Raw genomic sequence first — 17,501 nt, 5'->3', positions numbered from 1 at the left:
AGTTGCCTCCGCACCTCCCGGAGCCGACCAGCTTTCGAACCCGAGGATCCCATGACGCTTAATAAGTTCAACCTCCCCGACGTCGGTGAGGGCCTGACCGAGGCAGAGATCGTTTCGTGGAAGGTCAAGCCCGGCGACGCGGTGGCCATCAACGACGTCCTGTGCGAGATCGAGACCGCCAAGTCCCTCGTGGAGCTCCCGTCGCCGTTCGCCGGTACGGTCACCGAACTGATGGTTCCGGAAGGGGCGACGGTCGACGTCGGGACCGCCATTATCAGCGTGTCCGACACCATGTCCGGCGATCCGACGCCGGCCGATGCGCCGCTGCCCCCGGTCCCGGATGCCGAGCCGACGCCGATGTACGGAAAGCTGAAGGACGACGGCGAAGCTGGCGTAAGCGGTCTTGCTGCCGGTCCCCTGGTGGGTTCCGGTCCGAAGGCCGACGCCGTGAAGCGGCGGCCGCGCAAGACGGGGCACGTTATTCCGGCAGACGCAATGCACGGTGCTCCGGAGGTTGAGCCTGTCCAGCCCCGATCTGCCGAGGAAGTACTCGCTGACGGTCCGGCCAGCGCCGGGCCGGTAGCCGGCCCTGCCGTGACGAGGCGGCCCGAGTGGACTCCTGCAGTCGAGACGGACAAACCGACCTTCGGCGGCGCCATTTCCGGACTCATGAACAGGGTCCTGGCCAAGCCGCCGGTGCGCAAGATTGCCCGCGACCTGGGCATTGACCTCGCCGACGTCGTGGCCACAGGCGCGCGCGGCGAGGTGACGCGCGAGGACCTGGTCAGCTACCAGGCGCAGCGCGATGCGGAACTGGACAAGGCGGACACCTTCTGGGGCACGTCAGGCCGTCCGCAGGAGCAGCGGATCGAGCGGATCCCGGTCAAGGGCGTCCGTAAGGCCACTGCCAAGGCCATGGTGGAGTCGGCGTTCTCCGCCCCGCATGTGAGCATCTTCGTGGACGTGGATGCCAGCCGGACCATGGAATTCGTCAAGCGGCTCAAGGCTTCGCGCGACTTTGAAGGCATCAAGGTCTCACCTCTGCTGATCCTCGCGAAGGCAGTCATCTGGGCGGCGGCACGGAACCCGAGCGTCAATGCCACTTGGGTGGACAACCCGGACGGCAGTGACTCCGCCGAGATCCACGTCAAGCACTTCATGAACCTCGGGATCGCCGCGGCGACGCCCCGCGGGCTGATGGTCCCCAACATCAAGAACGCCCAGGATCTGTCCCTCAAGGAACTGGCGCTGGCTCTCAACGAACTCGCCACCACCGCGCGGGCCGGCAAGACCCAGCCCGCGCAGATGCAGGGCGGCACGCTGACCGTCACCAACATCGGTGCCCTCGGCATCGACACCGGGACCCCCATCATCAACCCCGGCGAGGTGGCCATCGTGGCATTCGGCACCATCAAGCAAAAGCCGTGGGTCCTCGACGGTGAGGTCATTCCGCGCTGGATCACCACGCTCGGCGGATCCTTCGACCACCGCGTCGTGGACGGCGACCTTTCCGCCCGCTTCATGGCCGACGTCGCTGCCATCCTGGAAGAGCCGGCACTGCTGCTGGACTGACCTGCTCGACTGACCGGCCCCCGGAGGGGTACCCTCCGGGGAAAGGGGGGAAGGACCGGACAGGCAGGGACGGGGTTCCCATGGGTGAGGATCGCGGGATCGTCAGCATCCGCGTGAAGAACCGCGTGGCCCGGATCGTTACGGAGGCCCTTCAGCCGCCCATCACCGTGGCGCTGCTGCTGCTACTCAGCCCGGCAATGGAACCCGGCTTTCCCGGCACGGTCTGGTTCGGCGCTGTGGCGGTGCTGTTTGTGTGCGTGCTGCCGCTGGCTGCCGTCGTCGTTCTTGTGCGGCTGGGCAAGGTGACGGACCACCACGTCAGCGACCGCAAGCAACGCGCACCGGTGCTCGCCATGTCAACGGTGTCTTTACTCGCAGGGCTGGGAGTCCTGCTGGCCATCAATGCTCCGTACAGCGTCATTGTGGTGGTGCTGGCGATAGTGGGCGGCGTGGTGGTGCTCGCCGTCATCAGCCTGTTCTGGAAAATCAGCGGCCATGCCGGGGCCATCGCGCTGACAACGGTCATCACCGTGCTGATCCTGGGCGTTCCGTGGATTCCGCTGCTGCTGCTGATTCCTGCTGTCGGCTGGTCCCGCGTGGTGCTGCGCGCCCACACGGTGGCGCAGGTTGTTGCCGGCGCCCTGGTGGGCGGCGGCGTCACTGCCGGGCTCTGGTGGCTGCTGCGTGAGCTGCTGGTCCGGATCGGCTGACGCCGGCGATTGATACCGGGGGCAGCGGCCGGGGACCGGCGCCCAGCGCCTTGATGGGCGGAGGCTGGCCTAGTAGGCGGAGTAGGAGTTCGCCAGCAGCTGGGCCACGGCCGGATCTGCGGACATGCCTGCCATGCTTACCGCGGCGGCCAGCATGACGCCACAGACGGCGGCGATGCCGCTGCTCACGAGGGTGAGGAACTTCCAGTCATCGCGCAGGACGCTCTTAAGCGTGTCCGGAAGCTGCAGGTCGGGGGAGATGAGATTCGGGGCGCTATCAACGGAACCGTCGTCGAGGAGGGCAATGACGCGGCCGGCCGAGCGGTCCACACGCATGGCGCTGATGTGGTTGCCGTGGCGGGCAAGCAGGATGTCGTGGCCGACGAGGTGGCGACGCTGGAGTGTAAGCACAGTGTTCCCCTGAAAGGTAGATTTGGGTTTGTCCGCACCATCGGGGGCACCTCCAATTTTATCTTTCAGGGCATGCCGGACTGCCGGAAAACGGGGTGAGACTGCCCACCAGCCCGGGTGATCCGCGTCAAGTCAGGCCCGCGCTGCGCTAGTCGGCGCCGTAGGTATTCGCGATGTAGACGTCGCAGGACGCGCTGTGGGCAACGCTGTTCGCCACACTGCCCAGCACACGCCCCAGGCCTTGCATGCGGCGGTTTCCCACCACGATCATGCTTGCGTCGAGCCGGTCCGCCTCCCTGACCAGGGCTTCGGCGGGCTTGCCCCGCGCGGAGGAGTAGGTGATCTGGAGCTCGCCGGCCGCCAGGGCTGCCGCCACCTCCCGGGCCACCTTTTCGGCTTCCCCGGCGTCGGACACGATCCACCGGTCACTGCCGCTGCCGAAGACTTCGGTCCGGTCGGTATCGAACGCGGACACGACGTGGAGCCTGGCGCCCAGCGCCGCAGCGAGGTCCCGCGCCACCTCCGCTGCCTTGCGTGCGGTGCCGCTTCCGTCCACACCCACAACAATTGTTCCCGCCATGGCTTTGCCTCCTTGGTGTCGTGACTAATCTGATGTCCTTTTCGCGGCCGCAGCTCAGGCCAGCGCGTCTATGGCTTCCTGCAGCACCGGAGCCAGGCGTCGCACGCCCTCGGCGATGGCCTCCGGCGGAACGGCGCTGAACGCCAGGCGGAGTTTGTTCGACGGGGAGTCCGAATGCGTGAAGGCCGCGCCCGGAATGAAGACGACGCCGGCATCAATCGCCTTGCGGAGCAGGGGGTACGTGTCCACGCCCTCCGGCAGGGTCACCCAGACGAAGAATCCGCCCTGCGGCCGGGTCCAGCTGAGCCCCTCGGGCATGTGCGCCGCCAGGGCAGCCAGCATCGCGTGGCAGCGCTCGGCATACAGCCCGCGGTACGTCTCGATCTGGCCCTTCCAGTCGTAGTCCCGGAGATATGCCGAGACGAGCATCTGGTTCAGCGTGGGAGGGCAGAGCGTCACTGCCTCGGAGGCGAGGTAGTAGCGGCGCTGCAGGTGGGCGGGAACCAGGGCCCAGCCGATGCGCAATCCCGGGGCAAAGATCTTCGAGAACGAGCCCATGTAGATGACGTCGTCGGGGTTCCCTGCGCGCAGGGGGGCCAGCGGCTCGCCGTCGAACCGCAGCAGTCCGTAGGGGTTGTCCTCCAGAACCAGGATGTTGGCGCGGCGGCAGATGTCCACGATCTGCTGCCGGCGATCCTGCGCCAGTGTGATGCCCGACGGGTTGTTGAAGTTGGGGATGGTGTAGAGGAACTTGATGTTTTTCCCGGCGGTCTGGAGTGCCGCGATCCGGGCCTCAAGAAGCTCAGGCGCCAGGCCGTCGTCGTCCATGGGGACGGCCTCCACCTGGACCTGGTAGGCCTCGAACGTGTTCAGCGCCCCCACGTAGGTGGGTTCCTCCACGAGGACCACGTCGCCGGGGTTGCAGAACACCTTGGTGGCCACGTCCTGGGCGGACTGCGAACCCGCCGTGATCACCACGTTCTCCGGCCGGGCGTCCAGGATGCCTTCGGCGGCCATGACTTCGCAGATCTGCGTGCGCAGTTCCTCGGTGCCCTGGCCTCCGCCATACTGAAGTGCGGTGAGGCCGTCCTCGGCGATGATCCGCGCGGCCGTATTGGCGAGCTTTTCAAGGGGCAGGGACTGCAGGTAGGGGCTGCCGCCGGCCAGCGAGACCAGGCCAGGCCGCATGGAGATGTCGAAAACATCCCGAACCGCCGACTGCTTGATGTTCGCCGCGCGCTCGGAGAACAGTTCGTCGTGGCGGTGGGCTGATGTCGCGGCCCGCTCGATGGCGTCGATGGCTTCGGCGGGGAGGACGGCTGCGGCGGCGTCGAGTGTCTCGTGGGTCACACTCCCAGAGTACAGCCTTGGGTTGCTGATTAGGCAACATCTGTTGACCGACATCTCGAGGGAAATCTGAACTGGTGCCCACGGACTCCTTTACGTCCGGCGGGGCAGGGCATGGAATGGAGCCATGACGTCACTCGAGCCTACGCCCGCACTGTCCCAGCCCGCCAAGGCCGACGCCTTCCGCCAGATGCACGCGGGCGGTGCTGTTCCGCTGGTGCTCGTGAACGTCTGGGATGCCGCATCTGCCCGGCTCGTGGAGAAGGCCGGGGCGCGCGCCATTGCCACGTCGAGTTCGGCCATCTCGTGGAGCCTCGGGTTTCCGGACGGCAGCCACGTGCCGCCGGGCCTTGCCTTCGACGCGCTCCGCAGGATTACCGCGGCCACGACTGTCCCGGTAACGGCGGATATCGAAGCAGGGTACGCAGGTGCGGACGGTGCTTTCGACGACGGCCTGCTCCGGCAGGCTGTCACGGCGGTGCTGGAGGCCGGCGCGGTGGGCGTGAACATCGAAGACTCAGGGGGCACGTCCCTCACGGCCGTGGACGAGCAGGCCCGCAGGATCAGTCTGGTCCGCGGCATCGCGGCGGAGTCCGGGGTGCGCCTCTTCATCAATGCCCGGACGGACACGTACCTTTCCGGGCAGTCCGGGGACTCCGCCTTCGAGGAAACGGTGGAGCGTGCCAGGGGCTACCTCGCCGCGGGGGCCGACGGAATCTTCGTTCCCGGCGTGACGGACCTCCATATCCTGCATGAACTCAGCAGGCGGATACCGGCGCCGCTCAATGCGCTTGCCGGCGTCGGGTCGGCGTCAGTGGGCGAACTGCACGACGCCGGTGTGCGGCGGGTCAGCATCGGCGGCAACGCGGCGAAGGCGGCGTACGCAACGGTTTCCCGCGTGGCAGCCGAAATCCTGGGCGACGGCAACTGGTCCGAACTTGCCGGCTCGCCGAGCCACGCTGAGATGGATGCCCTGTTCTCCGGGGAGGCCGGCTCTCCCGGGGTCCCGAGCGCCTAGTGGTCCGGGTCTAACGGAGGCCGAGAACGTCGGCCAGCGGCACCCCGCTGACGTAGATTTCCGCCCGGACGGCACCCACGGCCGTTACGGCTGTATGGGTGAGTTGCGCTTCAATCCGCGGAAGATCGCAGACGCCGCCGGGTTGCACCGCACCGGTCAGGTTCACCACCACGGTAGTGCCGTCGAGGTAGCCGGAGGCGTACTGGAGCGAGGACGCCGAGAGCGCGTTGTACAGGCCACTGGCAGGCGGCGCGCCCGGACCTGACAACAGCCTGCTCATGGCGGCCTGCAGCGGCTCACTGATGGTGGAGTCGGCATTGTGCACTGCCACCAGACTGTCGTTGCAGCCGAAGCGCACGCCGGACCGGCCGCCGTCGTCGAGGGCAACGTAGTAGACCGCAGTCCCGACGCTGGGAGCTGCGCCCGTACCGATACCCGGTGACGTGGAACCCGGTGCCGTGAAGCCCGCTGTGGGATCCGGGGCAGCGGGGCCGGCTGGGGCTCCCGAAGCAGGCGCGGGCTGCCCGGCTCCGCCCGGCAGCTGTGCCTGGGTGTCCGGACCGCCGGCGCCGGCCCCGGGTCCGCCGGACGGAAGGCCGCCCGGCCCTGACCCACCGGCCGCTGACCCACCGGCCGCCGGGCCGCCGGGGTTCGAGCCCGAGGGCGGAGGAACCGAGCCGGCCGACGGAACAGGTTCCGAAGCCGCGGCCGCCGTTTCCTGACCTGGTGTGCCCGGACCAGCACTCTGGCCGGATGCTCCCAGACGGGATCCGGATGCGGTGGGCGCGCCGGCTTCCTCGGGCGGGCTCACCGGAGGTGCCGGACGGGGTTCGGGTGCCGCCGCAGGAGCGGCCCCGGCGTCGTATGCATTTGGGAGGGGAGCGCAGGAGGCGAGGCACAAGGGGAGCGTCAGGCAGAAGGCGGCAACCGCCGTCGTCAGCGGTCTGACTCCCCAGCTCGACTTCATGACTGCACCGCACTCCCTGCCCCGGCACGTCCCGTACATCAACGTTACGGCGGGGCGGCGGGCCGGGGAACGACGCCCGGGTGTCAGTTTGGCCGCAGCTCAGTCACGGATTGGTTGCGGCCTGCCCTGGCTGGCGCCACCACGCAGAGGCCGGAAAATAGCGCACGCCCCCGGCCACTGGATGGCCGGGGGCGTGTGAAAGGGGGAGCTGCTTAGGCAGCCGCACCGGCAGGCTCGACGGCGGCAAGCGCACCGAAGAGTTCCTTGATCTGCTCAACGACCTCGGCGTCGTCCTTCGGGTGGGTTTCCGCGAAGCGGACCATGGAGCCGGGGACGGCGAGTTTGGCGTCCTCCAGGACACGGGCCCCGGCGATGCCGACAGCCTTGCGGGCCTCGTCCTGGGCCCAGACGCCGCCGAACTGGCCAAAGGCGGTGCCGACGACGGCGGTGGGCTTTCCGGCGAGGGCGCCGGCGCCGAACGGGCGGGACAGCCAGTCGATGGCGTTCTTCAGCGAGGCGGGCATGGTGCCGTTGTGCTCGGGGGTGACCAGCAGCAGGGCGTCTGCCTGGCTGGCTGCCTCGCGCAGGGCGGTGGCAGCCGCCGGGACCTCGCCTTCGACGTCGATGTCCTCGTTATAGAACGGGATGTTGCCGAGGCTCTCGTGGATCACGATCTCGACGCCTTCCGGGGCGTTCAGCTGGATGGCTTCGGCAAGCTTGCGGTTGTGGGAGTCGGCGCGCAGGCTTCCCACCAGGGCGAGTACGGTGCTCTTGGACATGTGAACTCCTTAGGTCTTGCCGCGGAACGCTCCGTGGCGAATGGTTCTGGAGGCGTTTGGTGCCTTCATCCAGACTAAACGGACTACGGTCCGGATATTATTCCCGGGTCTAGAATGCTTGGTGTGAGCCTCATCCCAATCCGCTCCGGGTCCTCATCCGGCCCAGGGTCATCGCCCGGCTCCGGAGCGGAACGCAGCGACGCTGCCCGGAACCGGGAGCTGCTCCTGTGTGCTGCCCGGCAGCTCGTGGAGGAGTGCGGCGCCGACGGCGTGACCATGGACAAGCTGGCGGAGCGCGCAGGCGTGGGCAAGGGGACTGTGTTCCGCCGCTTCGGCAGCCGCGCCGGCCTCATGATGGCCCTGCTCAGCGACGCCGAAGCCGAATTCCAGGGCCGCTTCATGTTCGGGCCGCCGCCGCTTGGTCCCGGGGCGCCGCCGCTGGAACGGCTGATCGCTTTCGGTGCCGAACGCATCCGGTACGTCCTGGAATACGGTGAGCTTGCGAGGGCCGCCGAAGCGTCCCTGCACAACAGGTTCGAGGCCCCGCCGGCGGTGCTGTGGCACCGGCACATTGAGCACCTGCTGCGCTCGGCGGGTTTCGATGCGGACCCGTGGCTGATGGCCATGTCCCTGAGCGCAACCCTCGATCCTGAACGGCTGCTGCACGCCGTTCGGGTGCAGCACGTTTCGCCGGAGCGGCTGGAGGAGTCCTGGCGCCAGCTCGTCACCCGCGTCGTCGGAGGTTTGGCGGGCTGAACGCCTGATAGCTGAACCGGCTGAACCGGCTCAAGCGGGAGCTCGTGGGCGGTGGCCCAGGCCCAGGGGGTAGCGTGGCACCATGAGCATCGATTCCTCCACATTCCCCACCCCCATACGTACCGCCGTGGTGGGCTTTGGCCTGTCCGGCCGGGTTTTTCATGCGCCGCTGGTCGCGGCGGACCCCGGCTACTCGCTGGACGTGATCGCAACCTCTGACCCCGGCCGGCAGGCTGCCGCCGTGGGGCAGTATCCCGGCGTGAAAACAGTGCTCGACGGCGATGCCGTCCTTGCGCTGGCCCCTGACCTTGACCTTGTGGTGCTGGGGACGCCGCCGGCCACCCACTATCCTCTGGCGAAGGCCGCGCTGGAGGCCGGGCTCGACGTCGTCGTCGACAAGCCGTTCACCGTGACGAGCGCCCAGGGGCAGGAACTGGTTGTGCTCGCAGAGCGCCTGGGACGGGTGCTGACGGTGTTCCAGAACCGGCGCTGGGACGGGGACTACCTCACGGTCAAAGCCCTGCTGGAAGGCGGCGTGCTGGGTGGGGTGACGCGGTTTGAATCACGGTTTGAACGGTGGTCGCCCGAAGTTTCCAAGGCCTGGAAGGCGGAGGCCACGGCGGCCGACGGCGGCGGCGTCCTGTTCGACCTCGGCACCCACCTCCTGGACCAGGCGCTGCAGCTCTTTGGCCCGGGTACGGTTGTCCATGCTGAGCTCCTGGCCCGGCGCCCGGGCGAAAAGACGGATGACGACTGCTTCGTGGTCCTGCGGCATGGAAACGGCGTGCTCAGCCACCACTGGATGAACATGCTCTGCGCACAGCAGGGCCCGCGCTACCGGGTCCTCGGCACCGGCGGCGGCTACACCAAGCACGGCGTGGATCCGCAGGAGCCGTACATTGTCGCCGGCGGGAGCCCGCTGGATGCTGAGTACGGCGTAGAGGCCGCCGAGTGGGCCGGCCAGCTGGGCCGCGACGGGCACCTCGACCGGCTGCTGACCGAACGCGGAAACTACCCGGAGTTCTACCGGATCCTCGCAGCCAAGATCTCCGACGGCGGCACCGCCTCGGCTTTGCCCGTTCCGGTGGATCCGGCCGGCCCCGTCGAAGTCCTCAAGCTGATAGAACAGGCCCGGGTGCTCGCCGCTGGTTGAGCAATAAACGGCAGAACGGCAGCCATCCAAAAGGATGACTGCCGTTCAGGGCGGCGGAACCCGCTACGCGGAGACCAGCTCGTGCCAGTCCGCCACCAGGGGCAGGTTGTGCGCCTCGGAGACGGAGTGGTGTGCCACGTGGCCCGCGGCGATGTTCAGTCCGGCCGCGAGTGCCGGATCCTTCTCGAAGGCGGCCTTCACGCCGAGGTTTGCCAGGGCCACGCCGTAGCGGAGCGTGACGTTGGTCAGCGCGTAGGTGGAGGTGTTCGGGACGGCGCCGGGCATGTTGGCCACGCAGTAGAAGATCGTGTTGTGGACCTTGTACGTGGGTTCCTGGTGGGTGGTGGGGTGGGTGTCCTCGAAGCAGCCGCCCTGGTCCACGGCGATGTCCACGAGTACGGAGCCGGGCTTCATGCGGGCCACGAGTTCGTTGGTCACCAGCTTGGGCGCCTTGGCGCCGGGAATGAGGACGGAGCCGATCACGAGGTCGGCGTCCACCACGGACTTCTCGATCTCGTACTTGTTGGACGCCACTGTCTTGAGGCGGCCCTGGTACTGGGCGTCGAGTTCGCGCAGCCGGTTGATGTTGATGTCCAGGATGGTGACGTCGGCGCCGAGGCCCAGCGCCATGGCGGCTGCGTTGGTGCCTGCGACGCCTGCGCCCAGGACCACGACCTTGGCGGGGCGGACGCCCGGAACGCCGCCGAGGAGCACTCCCTTGCCGCCGGCTGGCGCCATCAGGGAGGTCGCACCGACCTGGACGGAGAGCCGGCCGGCCACCTCGGACATGGGGGCGAGCAGGGGCAGGGTGCGGCCTTCCTGGACGGTCTCGTAGGCGATGGCGGTGACGCCGGAGTTGACGAGGGCCTGTGTAAGTTCGGGCTCGGCGGCCAGGTGCAGGTAGGTGAAGAGGATCAGGCCCTTGCGGAAGCGGTGGTACTCGGCCTTGATGGGTTCCTTGACCTTCATCACCATGTCCGCTCGGGACCAAACCTCGTCGGCGTCGGCGATGATTTCGGCGCCCGCGATGGCGTATTCCTCGTCGGTGATGCCGGAACCCAGGCCAGCGCCGCGCTCCACCAGGACCGTGTGGCCGTGGGTGCGGAATTCGTGAACGCCGGCAGCCGTGATGGCGACGCGGAATTCGTTGTTCTTGATCTCTTTGGGGATACCGATGATCATTTTTGGGCTCCAGATTCGATGGCTGCAAGGCCGGAATGTGCGGGGAAGTTGTGATTCCAGAATAGATCCGGCTGTGAGGCGCACTACAGGAACCCGATGCCCTGCCCAGAGCTAAACCGCGTGTTTCCGCGGTTTTCCAGTACGGCGGCTCGACTAATGTCGACCGCGAGGGCGTCAGGTGTCGCCTGATGTCCGTTCGCCCGGGACCCCCTGCGGGACGTAGTCTGTCACCATGCAGCAGGATGTGGAACAGCTCGTCGAACGGGTGGCCCTTAAGCTGGGCCGCGGGCTTTCCCTGGAGGACCTCGACGGCCTTTTGCTCGCCTACAGCTCCAACCAGTCGCATGCGGACCGAGTACGGGTTAACTTCCTGCTCAGCAAGCGGGTGCCGCTGGACGTCAAAAACTGGCAGCTCTCGCACGGCATCGCCACCGCCGTACGGCCTGTGGTGGTGCCCGCCAACGAGGAGTTGGGCATGCTTGGGCGCGTCTGCGTCCCGCTGCTGGTCCGTGGGTTCCGTGTAGGTTACCTGTGGGTGCAGCTGGACGCGGAAGACCAAAGTGCGACGGCGATCCTCGCCGAACTGCCCGGCGTCCGGGACGAGCTGGACGTGCTGTCCGGGCTCCTGCTTGACTCCAACACCGCGGAATCCGAGTTCAGGCGCAGCCGCGAACGGGAATTCCTGGCGGCCTGCGCCGGGGAAGCCAATGCGGTTGCCGCCGTGGCGGGCTGGAAGGAAGTGCAGGACCGCGGTCCCTGGCAGCTGGTCACGGTCCTTGATGCCGACGGCTGGATGGCCGGTCCGGATCCGATCGCCTCGACGCTGATCCACCGCGCCGCGGCGCTGCAGGCCACCATCGGCGTGGACGCAGTCCTGTTCAGCGCCGGCGCGGAAACCCATTCGGTGGTCCTTTTCCGGGAGTCCACGGGTCGCGCCAGCCAGGCTCAGGTTCTGGTGCACTATCAGTTGGAGCTTGCGAAGCGTTCCGGAAGGTCCGTGGAGCGGATCATCCTGGGAACCAGTGAGGGATTCAGCCGCACCAAGGGCCTGGCCGAAGCTTACCGGCAGTCTAAGGTTGCCGCCCTGGCTGCGGCGGTTGATCCGCGGCTCGGCGAGCTTGTGGACTGCCGGGCCACCGGGGTGTACCAGCTCCTGGCATCGGCCGGCGGCGGGGCCGGCGTCTGGAGCGACGCAAGTTCGGTCAATTTCCGGGCCCTTGAGGACCACGACCGGAACGGGGAACTGCTGCCGGTGCTGGAACTGCTCTATGACAATGACGGTTCCGTCCAGGATGTTGCCGAAAAACTGCACCTGCACCGCAGCAGCATCTATAACCGGCTGGGCCGCATCCGTCAGCTGTTGGGCGTCGATCCGCTCAAGGGGATGGTGCGGCTGGAGCTGCATGCCGCCCTGAAGGCACGGCGCTGGGCATCAAGGCCAAGAATCTGAGGCGGTGAGGGGGCCACGCCGCCAGGGTTACCTGGCCGAGCTTGCGAGGTGAGGGAGGCGGTGGGGAGGAACCGACTAGGCGGCGTTGCCTTCGCCGCTGGGCAACTGCTCGGCCGCTCGTTCGGCAGGCGGTTCCGTGGTCCGCTCGGCGGTCCGCTCCAGCGCGACGCCGTCGGGAAGATGTTGCGGGAGTCCCTGGAGCCGGGTGCGGTTGGCGACGCGGCTCTGGACCCACAGGGATACTGCCACGAAGACCACGCAGCTGGAGGTAAAAACGGCGGTGTTGTTCAGGCCCATGATGCTTCCCAGGGCAGCCGCCACACCCATTGCGACGATGCCCGCCACGATGTGCAACCCCCTGAATCTCACCACGAATAAAGAGTAACCCCGTCCGCCAGCCGGAAACCCTGGTTCCGAGGGATCGTTGCTTGATCCTTATCAGCCCGTCATTTAGTCCCGGAGGGTGATCAGCTTCCAAGGCAGGCGCGTGGGTTTGGCGGGCGAAACGTCCACTGAGATGTCGGCCCGTGCCATGTCCTCTTCCAGGAAAGGGTTCCCGTGGCGATGCGTGCGTTGTTGGACGCGATGACGCGGCCGTTGGGCCCCAGCAGCACCACGACCGGCTCGCGGAGCTGGAGGGCACGGAGGAAGATTCCCTCAAGGTTCGCATCGTCAATCTGAGATGCTGCTCTATCAAGTATTCGATCTCGTTTCGGCTGTGGAGCTCTGCGGCGCTGGCGGCCGCGTCAGCGTCCCGCGCCCTGATGGCGTCAACGATTGCGGCGTGTTCTTCCAGGACTTGCCGTCAGTTCCGGCCTGGCCGGAGTGCCCCCACCACAGGGTCATGAGTTCGGCTTCAAGCTGAAGGGCGGCCGAGGTCAGCCTGCTGGACTGCGCGGCGATGCTGACGGCGACGTGGAACCGGCTGTCCATGCGGCGGCGCGCCCGGTCGTCGGCCGAGTCCCGGTGGCGCCTTGCCAGATCCTCGAGGTGCTCCACATTCTTAGGGTCCGCCCGGCCGGCGGCAAGCCCCGCGGACATTGACGCGATGGCGGCCCCCAAGTCGCCGAGATCCCTGAGGGCCTCGGTACTCGTGTCCCGAAGCTTGTCCTGCAACTGTGAATCTGTGAATTCGATCTGCCGGCGAATCAACCTGCCGCCGCTGCGCCCCGGCTGGTGTCGATCAGGCCCTGGTCCGCAGGGCGGCGAGGGACTGCCGGAGGGTGATCGGGGAGATGCCCAGTTCCCCGGCAAGCACGGACTCCGTGGGCAGCCTGTCGCCTTCGGTGAGGATGCCCATCAGAATGGCGGTTTCGATCTGGTAGCAGACCTGATCCGCCCGCCCGAGCCCCTCGGGTTCGCTCCCGCGGAGGAGCAGAAGCAGGTCAAGCGCGGAGGTGGAAATTGCCGCACTTTCCATTCCCAGGCCTCCTGCAGTCCGTGGCTCCGGTGTGGCCGGTGTCGATGCCCGAGGCTTCGGGCGCCAGCGCATTTCCGATTACCTTCAATCTTTGCACGTTTAGCGTTTCAGCCACTGCTGCACGAGCGAAACGCTACATTCCGATTTCGCCGTCGGAGGTCTCGCCGTCGGGGGTCTCGCCGGCCGCGTCAGCTGCCGCCTGCTTCTTTTTCTGCCCCTCCAGCCAGGCCATGATGGCGGCCAGTCTTATGCGGCGGTGTGTGCCGCGGTATTCCACCGGTATCTCGCCCCGGTCCGTCATGTTCCGCAGGTAGGTGTGGGAGATGCCGGCCAGTTCGGCAGCCTGCGAGGTGGTCAGCATTTCCTCTACGCTGCTTACGGTCACCGCTTCGCCGCGGCTGAACCTGGCCAGGAGATCGATGACGGCATCCCTCGCCTGGGGCGGAAGCCGGTGGACGGTTCCGTCCACGAACACAGTGATGTCAGTGCCGCCGTCGAGCACGCGCTGCAGCGCCAGCGCGTCTTCGGCAGGAAGGGCGGGGGCCACCCTGGGAGCAATCAGTGCCATGGCAGAAGCCTAGCCGCTGCGGAGCTGTGGGCCGGGTATGCTCGGCGGATGAGACTTGCCGATGGAGTTGCTGTGACGGCGAACGGCCTGACGGGCCGCCTGTACACGTCGAATGCGCCTTCGGGCGCGGGCCAGCCGGCGTATGTGCTGCTCCACGGCATCGGCGTCTCGCACCGCTACCTCGCCCGGCTGCACGTCGAACTGGCCCAAGGCGCGGAGGCACCCCAAAGCCCGCAAGCAGAGTGCCTGGACCGTGGCGCCGCGGTCTATTCGTTCGACCTGCCGGGATTTGGAGGCATGCCGCGCCCCGGCCGGCAGGTGACGGTAGGCGAATATGCAGCCTTCGTTGCCACCGTCCTGGCGGAGCGCGGCGTCGAGTCCTGCATCGTGATCGGCCACTCCATGGGTGTGCAGTTCGCGGTCGAGTTGGCGCTCCAGGTACCCGGGCTGGTGACCCGGACGGTGCTCATGGGACCGGTGGTGGATCCCGCACGCAGGAGCGCCGCCTGGCATGCGCTCGCGCTGACGCGTGACTCGTTGTTCAGCGAGCCTCCACTGACCAACGTGGTGGTCTTCACGGACTATTTCCGGACCGGTTTTCGGTGGTACCTCACGGAACTGCCCGTGATGATGGAGTATCCGCTGGATTCCCGGCTCCGGGGCGTGGCGCAGCCGGTACTGGTGCTCCGCGGTGGGCGGGATCCGATCGCACGCCGGCCGTGGTGTGAATATCTCGCGGCGCAGGCAACGGATGGTGCCTTTGCCGAGGTGTCCGGGCGCGGGCACGTGGTCCAGGACACCGCTACCGGTGAGGTTGCACAGGCCATCCGACGCTGGGCAGGCACCGCAGCCGAGGGCTCCGCGGCGGCCGGCGGCTCCACGGCCTGAACGCAATACGCCGGAGGAACCCCGGAAAGCGGGCAGGCGCCCGGAACTCCGGGCACCTGCCTGCTTCAGACTCCTGCCCGCTTCCGGCCGGTCGACCTACAGTCCGAGCTCCTCCAGAATGGGCAGCTTCTCCCGGACCCAGGCCCGGGCTTCCACCGCACTGGGCGCAGACAGGGCCAGCTTGGCCAGCTCCTGGGCCTCAGCCAGCGTGACGGTCTTCAGTACTGCAGCCACCGCTGCCAGCGACCGGGCGGTCATGGACAGCGTGGTGACGCCCAGTCCGGTCAGCACGACGGCGAGGGCCGGGTCCGCCGCAGCCTCGCCGCAGACACCCACCGGCTTGCTGTGTCCCTCGGCCCTGGAGCCCTCAACGGTCAGGCTCACGAGGCGCAGTACCGCAGGCTGCCACGGCGTATTCAGCCCGGCGAGAGGACCCAGCTGGCGGTCGGCGGCCATGGCGTACTGGGTGAGGTCGTTGGTTCCCAGGCTGGCGAAGGCCACTTCGCGCAGGATGGTGTCGGCCGTGAGGGCGGCGGACGGGACTTCCACCATGACCCCCGGCGTCTTGATTCCAGCCTCGGCACACATGGAGGCGAAACGGGCGGCTTCCTCCGCCGTCGAAATCATGGGAGCCATGACCCAGACGTCGGCCTCCGACGCCTTTTCAGCCTTCGCGATCGCCTCCAGCTGCCGGTCCAGGACCCCCGGTGTGGTGAAGTCGGTGCGGTAGCCGCGGACGCCCAGCGCCGGGTTGGGTTCGGTGGAGTCGGTGAGGAAAGGAAGTGGTTTGTCCGCGCCGGCATCCAGGGTGCGGAGCACCACCTTCTTGCCGGGGAAGGCATCGAACACGCCCTTGTACGCGGCGGCCTGTTCCTCGACGGTGGGCTCGGTGTCCCGCTCGAGGAAGCAGAACTCGGTGCGGAACAGGCCCACGCCCTGGGCTCCGAGCTTGGCCGCGGCCTGGGCGTCCTTGGCTCCGCCCACGTTGGCGAGGAGGGGCACGAGGTGGCCGTCCGCCGTCGAACCCGTTCCGCTGAACTCGGCAAGGAGGGACGCCGTGGCGGCCCAGGCCTCGGCGGCCGCGCGCAGCGAGTCATCCGGGCTGGCCGTGATGGAACCGGCGGCGCCGTCGACGTAAACCTCGGTGCCGTCCGGCAGTTCGTCGACGCCGACGGCGGCCACGACCGCGGGCAGGCCGAGCGAGCGGGCGATGATCGCGGTGTGGGACTGCGGGCCGCCGCCTGCGGTCACCAGGGCCAGGACCTTGTTGGGATCGAGGGTGGCGGTGTCGGCAGGGGCCAGGTCTTCGGCCACAAGGATGAACGGTTCGTTCGACGACGGGATGCCCGGGGCGGGCACGCCGCGGAGTTCGGCCACGATGCGGGCACGGACATCCAGGATGTCGGTGGCGCGCTCCGCCATGTAACCGCCGAGATTGTGCAGCATTTCGGAAACCGAGGAACCCGATTCCCAGATGGCCCGCTGCGGCGAGGTGCCGCGGGCGATCAGTTTCGCGGCGCCCTTGATCAGCATGGTGTCCTTGGCCATCAGGGCCGTGGCTTCCAGGACGGCCTTGCCATCACCGGTGGCGTGGTCGGCGCGGGCCTTCAGCTCATCGTGGACGGCGCCCGCTGCGGCCTTCAGTGCTGCCGTGGCGTCTTCGGGTGTGGTCCCGGCAGCCAGCTGCTCGCCGGCCGGAGGTTCGCTGATGGGCTTGGGCATCTGGCGGATCCTGCCGATGATGCGGCCGGGGCTGACGCCTACTCCTGGGAAGTTCTGCACTGAAGGTCCTCGTTCTCTGCCGGTAGCCAGGCCCGCCGGTATCTGCCCGGGCGGGAGCCCGGAAGCTCGGAACGGCTGCGTCCGATGCTGCGTTGCGGTGCCTGAAAAAATTGTATGTGATTCAGTTCATATAGCGTTGCTATAGGTGCTAGGGTAGCGGTTATGAGTTTCGATGGCCAGCTTCCGCCCAAAGTGCGGCTGTTGCGTGCGGCAGCCGAATTGCTGGCCAAGTCCGCGGGGGCACCTGTTTCCACCCGCCAGATCACGCAGCTGGCGGGCGTCACGGCGCCCACCCTCTATCACCACTTTGGTGACAAGGAGGGCCTGTTTGACGCAGTTGTCGCCGCCGGCTTCGAAGAGTATGTGGCGGGCGAGAGGGACTTCGCCCCGTCCGGACAGCCGCTGGTGGACATCCGGCGGATGTGGGACAACCACGTGCAGTTCGGGCTCAAGCAGCCCGAACTTTATCTGGTCATGTTCGGTAACATCCGCCCCGAGAGCCGCCCAGCCATCGTTGCCGATGCAGAGGGCCTCATGGAGGAAATGCTGAGCAAGGCCGCTGCGGCCGGGCAGCTGAACGTCCAGCCACGCGAAGCCGCCAGGAGCATCCTGGCCGCCAACGTGGGCGTGACGCTCATGCTGATCGCAGAGCCGGCCGCGGAGCGGAACCTGGAGCTGTCCACGATGACCCGGGACGCCATGATCTTTGCGGTGTCCCGGGACCAAGGGCGGGATGCGGGACCGGAGGACTCCGGGAAGTCATCGGTGGTGGTGGCTGCCATTGCGCTGAACGCGGCGCTGCAGGCATCCCACTCGGACCAGCTCACCAGCTCGGAACTCAAGCTTTTTCTCGAATGGCTCCACCGGATCTCCACCGGTTCCACCAGCTAGACGAAACTATCGGACTATCCTGCGGTG

At 67.6% G+C, this 17,501-nt stretch carries 19 protein-coding genes; 8 read left to right on the top strand and 11 right to left on the bottom strand.

The features are described 5' to 3' along the window. The first annotated feature begins 51 nt into the window (after positions 1–51). Both QFZ23_RS00495 and QFZ23_RS00490 read left to right on the top strand, forming a co-directional pair. On the top strand, positions 52–1,572 hold the full coding sequence (locus QFZ23_RS00495; protein ID WP_306920019.1) for a dihydrolipoamide acetyltransferase family protein: 1,521 nt from the start codon (positions 52–54) through the stop codon (positions 1,570–1,572). Positions 1,573–1,652: 80 nt separating this feature from the next. Continuing rightward, positions 1,653–2,282, top strand: coding sequence for a phosphatase PAP2 family protein (locus QFZ23_RS00490; protein ID WP_306920018.1), 630 nt, complete (start codon positions 1,653–1,655; stop codon positions 2,280–2,282). Between the two features lie 69 nt (positions 2,283–2,351). Here the strand turns inward: QFZ23_RS00490 and QFZ23_RS00485 are convergent, their stop codons facing one another. The 3 genes from QFZ23_RS00485 to QFZ23_RS00475 all read right to left on the bottom strand — a co-directional run bounded on the left by QFZ23_RS00485 (position 2,352) and on the right by QFZ23_RS00475 (position 4,623). Then, a complete protein-coding gene (locus QFZ23_RS00485; RefSeq protein WP_306920017.1) occupies positions 2,352–2,693 on the bottom strand; it encodes a hypothetical protein in 342 nt (113 codons plus the stop codon). 148 nt (positions 2,694–2,841) lie between these two features. Continuing rightward, a complete protein-coding gene (locus QFZ23_RS00480) occupies positions 2,842–3,273 on the bottom strand; it encodes a universal stress protein (RefSeq protein WP_306920016.1) in 432 nt (143 codons plus the stop codon). A gap of 54 nt (positions 3,274–3,327) precedes the next feature. Next, positions 3,328–4,623 (bottom strand): aminotransferase-like domain-containing protein, encoded by a 1,296-nt coding sequence (locus QFZ23_RS00475; RefSeq protein WP_306920015.1) that lies wholly within the window; start codon positions 4,621–4,623, stop codon positions 3,328–3,330. 124 nt (positions 4,624–4,747) lie between these two features. Here QFZ23_RS00475 and QFZ23_RS00470 point away from each other — a divergent pair, with 124 nt between their 5' ends. Then, on the top strand, positions 4,748–5,638 hold the full coding sequence (locus QFZ23_RS00470; protein ID WP_306920014.1) for an isocitrate lyase/PEP mutase family protein: 891 nt from the start codon (positions 4,748–4,750) through the stop codon (positions 5,636–5,638). A gap of 10 nt (positions 5,639–5,648) precedes the next feature. Here QFZ23_RS00470 and QFZ23_RS00465 read toward each other — a convergent pair whose 3' ends face one another. Together QFZ23_RS00465 and QFZ23_RS00460 are read right to left on the bottom strand one after the other, a co-directional pair. Continuing rightward, positions 5,649–6,605, bottom strand: coding sequence for a GerMN domain-containing protein (locus tag QFZ23_RS00465; protein WP_306920013.1), 957 nt, complete (start codon positions 6,603–6,605; stop codon positions 5,649–5,651). A 212-nt stretch (positions 6,606–6,817) separates the two neighbouring features. Further along, complete coding sequence (locus QFZ23_RS00460) at positions 6,818–7,384, bottom strand: NAD(P)H-dependent oxidoreductase (protein ID WP_306920012.1); 567 nt, start codon at positions 7,382–7,384, stop codon at positions 6,818–6,820. Between the two features lie 123 nt (positions 7,385–7,507). On the opposite strand from QFZ23_RS00460, the gene QFZ23_RS00455 reads away from it, so the two are divergent. After that, positions 7,508–8,140, top strand: a complete 633-nt coding sequence (locus tag QFZ23_RS00455) for a TetR/AcrR family transcriptional regulator (protein ID WP_306920011.1) — start codon at positions 7,508–7,510, stop codon at positions 8,138–8,140. Between the two features lie 82 nt (positions 8,141–8,222). Continuing rightward, a complete protein-coding gene (locus QFZ23_RS00450) occupies positions 8,223–9,293 on the top strand; it encodes a Gfo/Idh/MocA family protein (RefSeq protein ID WP_306920010.1) in 1,071 nt (356 codons plus the stop codon). Positions 9,294–9,356: 63 nt separating this feature from the next. Here QFZ23_RS00450 and ald read toward each other — a convergent pair whose 3' ends face one another. Beyond that, a complete protein-coding gene (gene ald, locus QFZ23_RS00445) occupies positions 9,357–10,475 on the bottom strand; it encodes an alanine dehydrogenase (protein WP_306920009.1) in 1,119 nt (372 codons plus the stop codon). A 232-nt stretch (positions 10,476–10,707) separates the two neighbouring features. Here ald and QFZ23_RS00440 point away from each other — a divergent pair, with 232 nt between their 5' ends. After that, positions 10,708–11,925 carry a PucR family transcriptional regulator gene (locus QFZ23_RS00440; protein WP_306920008.1) on the top strand — a complete coding sequence of 406 codons (1,218 nt, stop codon included), beginning with the start codon at positions 10,708–10,710 and terminating at the stop codon, positions 11,923–11,925. Positions 11,926–12,000: 75 nt separating this feature from the next. Here QFZ23_RS00440 and QFZ23_RS00435 read toward each other — a convergent pair whose 3' ends face one another. The 4 genes from QFZ23_RS00435 to QFZ23_RS00420 form a co-directional block, all read right to left on the bottom strand. Further along, positions 12,001–12,297: a hypothetical protein gene (locus tag QFZ23_RS00435; RefSeq protein WP_306920007.1), complete on the bottom strand. Its 297-nt coding sequence runs from the start codon at positions 12,295–12,297 to the stop codon at positions 12,001–12,003. Positions 12,298–12,618: 321 nt separating this feature from the next. Next, the gene (locus QFZ23_RS00430) at positions 12,619–13,041 is read right to left on the bottom strand and encodes an FCD domain-containing protein (protein ID WP_306920006.1); all 423 of its coding nucleotides are present in this window, start codon (positions 13,039–13,041) and stop codon (positions 12,619–12,621) included. A 67-nt stretch (positions 13,042–13,108) separates the two neighbouring features. Beyond that, positions 13,109–13,345, bottom strand: a complete 237-nt coding sequence (locus QFZ23_RS00425) for a GntR family transcriptional regulator (protein WP_306920005.1) — start codon at positions 13,343–13,345, stop codon at positions 13,109–13,111. Positions 13,346–13,478: 133 nt separating this feature from the next. Then, a complete protein-coding gene (locus QFZ23_RS00420) occupies positions 13,479–13,913 on the bottom strand; it encodes a helix-turn-helix domain-containing protein (RefSeq protein ID WP_306920004.1) in 435 nt (144 codons plus the stop codon). Between the two features lie 48 nt (positions 13,914–13,961). Between QFZ23_RS00420 and QFZ23_RS00415 the strand changes: the two genes are divergently transcribed. Beyond that, positions 13,962–14,801 carry an alpha/beta fold hydrolase gene (locus QFZ23_RS00415; RefSeq protein ID WP_306920003.1) on the top strand — a complete coding sequence of 280 codons (840 nt, stop codon included), beginning with the start codon at positions 13,962–13,964 and terminating at the stop codon, positions 14,799–14,801. Between the two features lie 96 nt (positions 14,802–14,897). Here the strand turns inward: QFZ23_RS00415 and ptsP are convergent, their stop codons facing one another. Continuing rightward, positions 14,898–16,583, bottom strand: a complete 1,686-nt coding sequence (gene ptsP / locus QFZ23_RS00410) for a phosphoenolpyruvate--protein phosphotransferase (protein ID WP_306920002.1) — start codon at positions 16,581–16,583, stop codon at positions 14,898–14,900. A gap of 162 nt (positions 16,584–16,745) precedes the next feature. Here ptsP and QFZ23_RS00405 point away from each other — a divergent pair, with 162 nt between their 5' ends. Further along, positions 16,746–17,474, top strand: a complete 729-nt coding sequence (locus QFZ23_RS00405; RefSeq protein ID WP_306920001.1) for a TetR/AcrR family transcriptional regulator — start codon at positions 16,746–16,748, stop codon at positions 17,472–17,474. The last annotated feature ends 27 nt before the right edge of the window (positions 17,475–17,501 follow it).

This window comes from Arthrobacter globiformis (assembly GCF_030818015.1).
GTDB classification, from domain to species: domain Bacteria; phylum Actinomycetota; class Actinomycetes; order Actinomycetales; family Micrococcaceae; genus Arthrobacter; species Arthrobacter globiformis_C.
The sequence above is the reverse complement of the archived record's forward strand: the minus strand, read 5'-3'. Positions and strand labels throughout refer to the sequence as shown.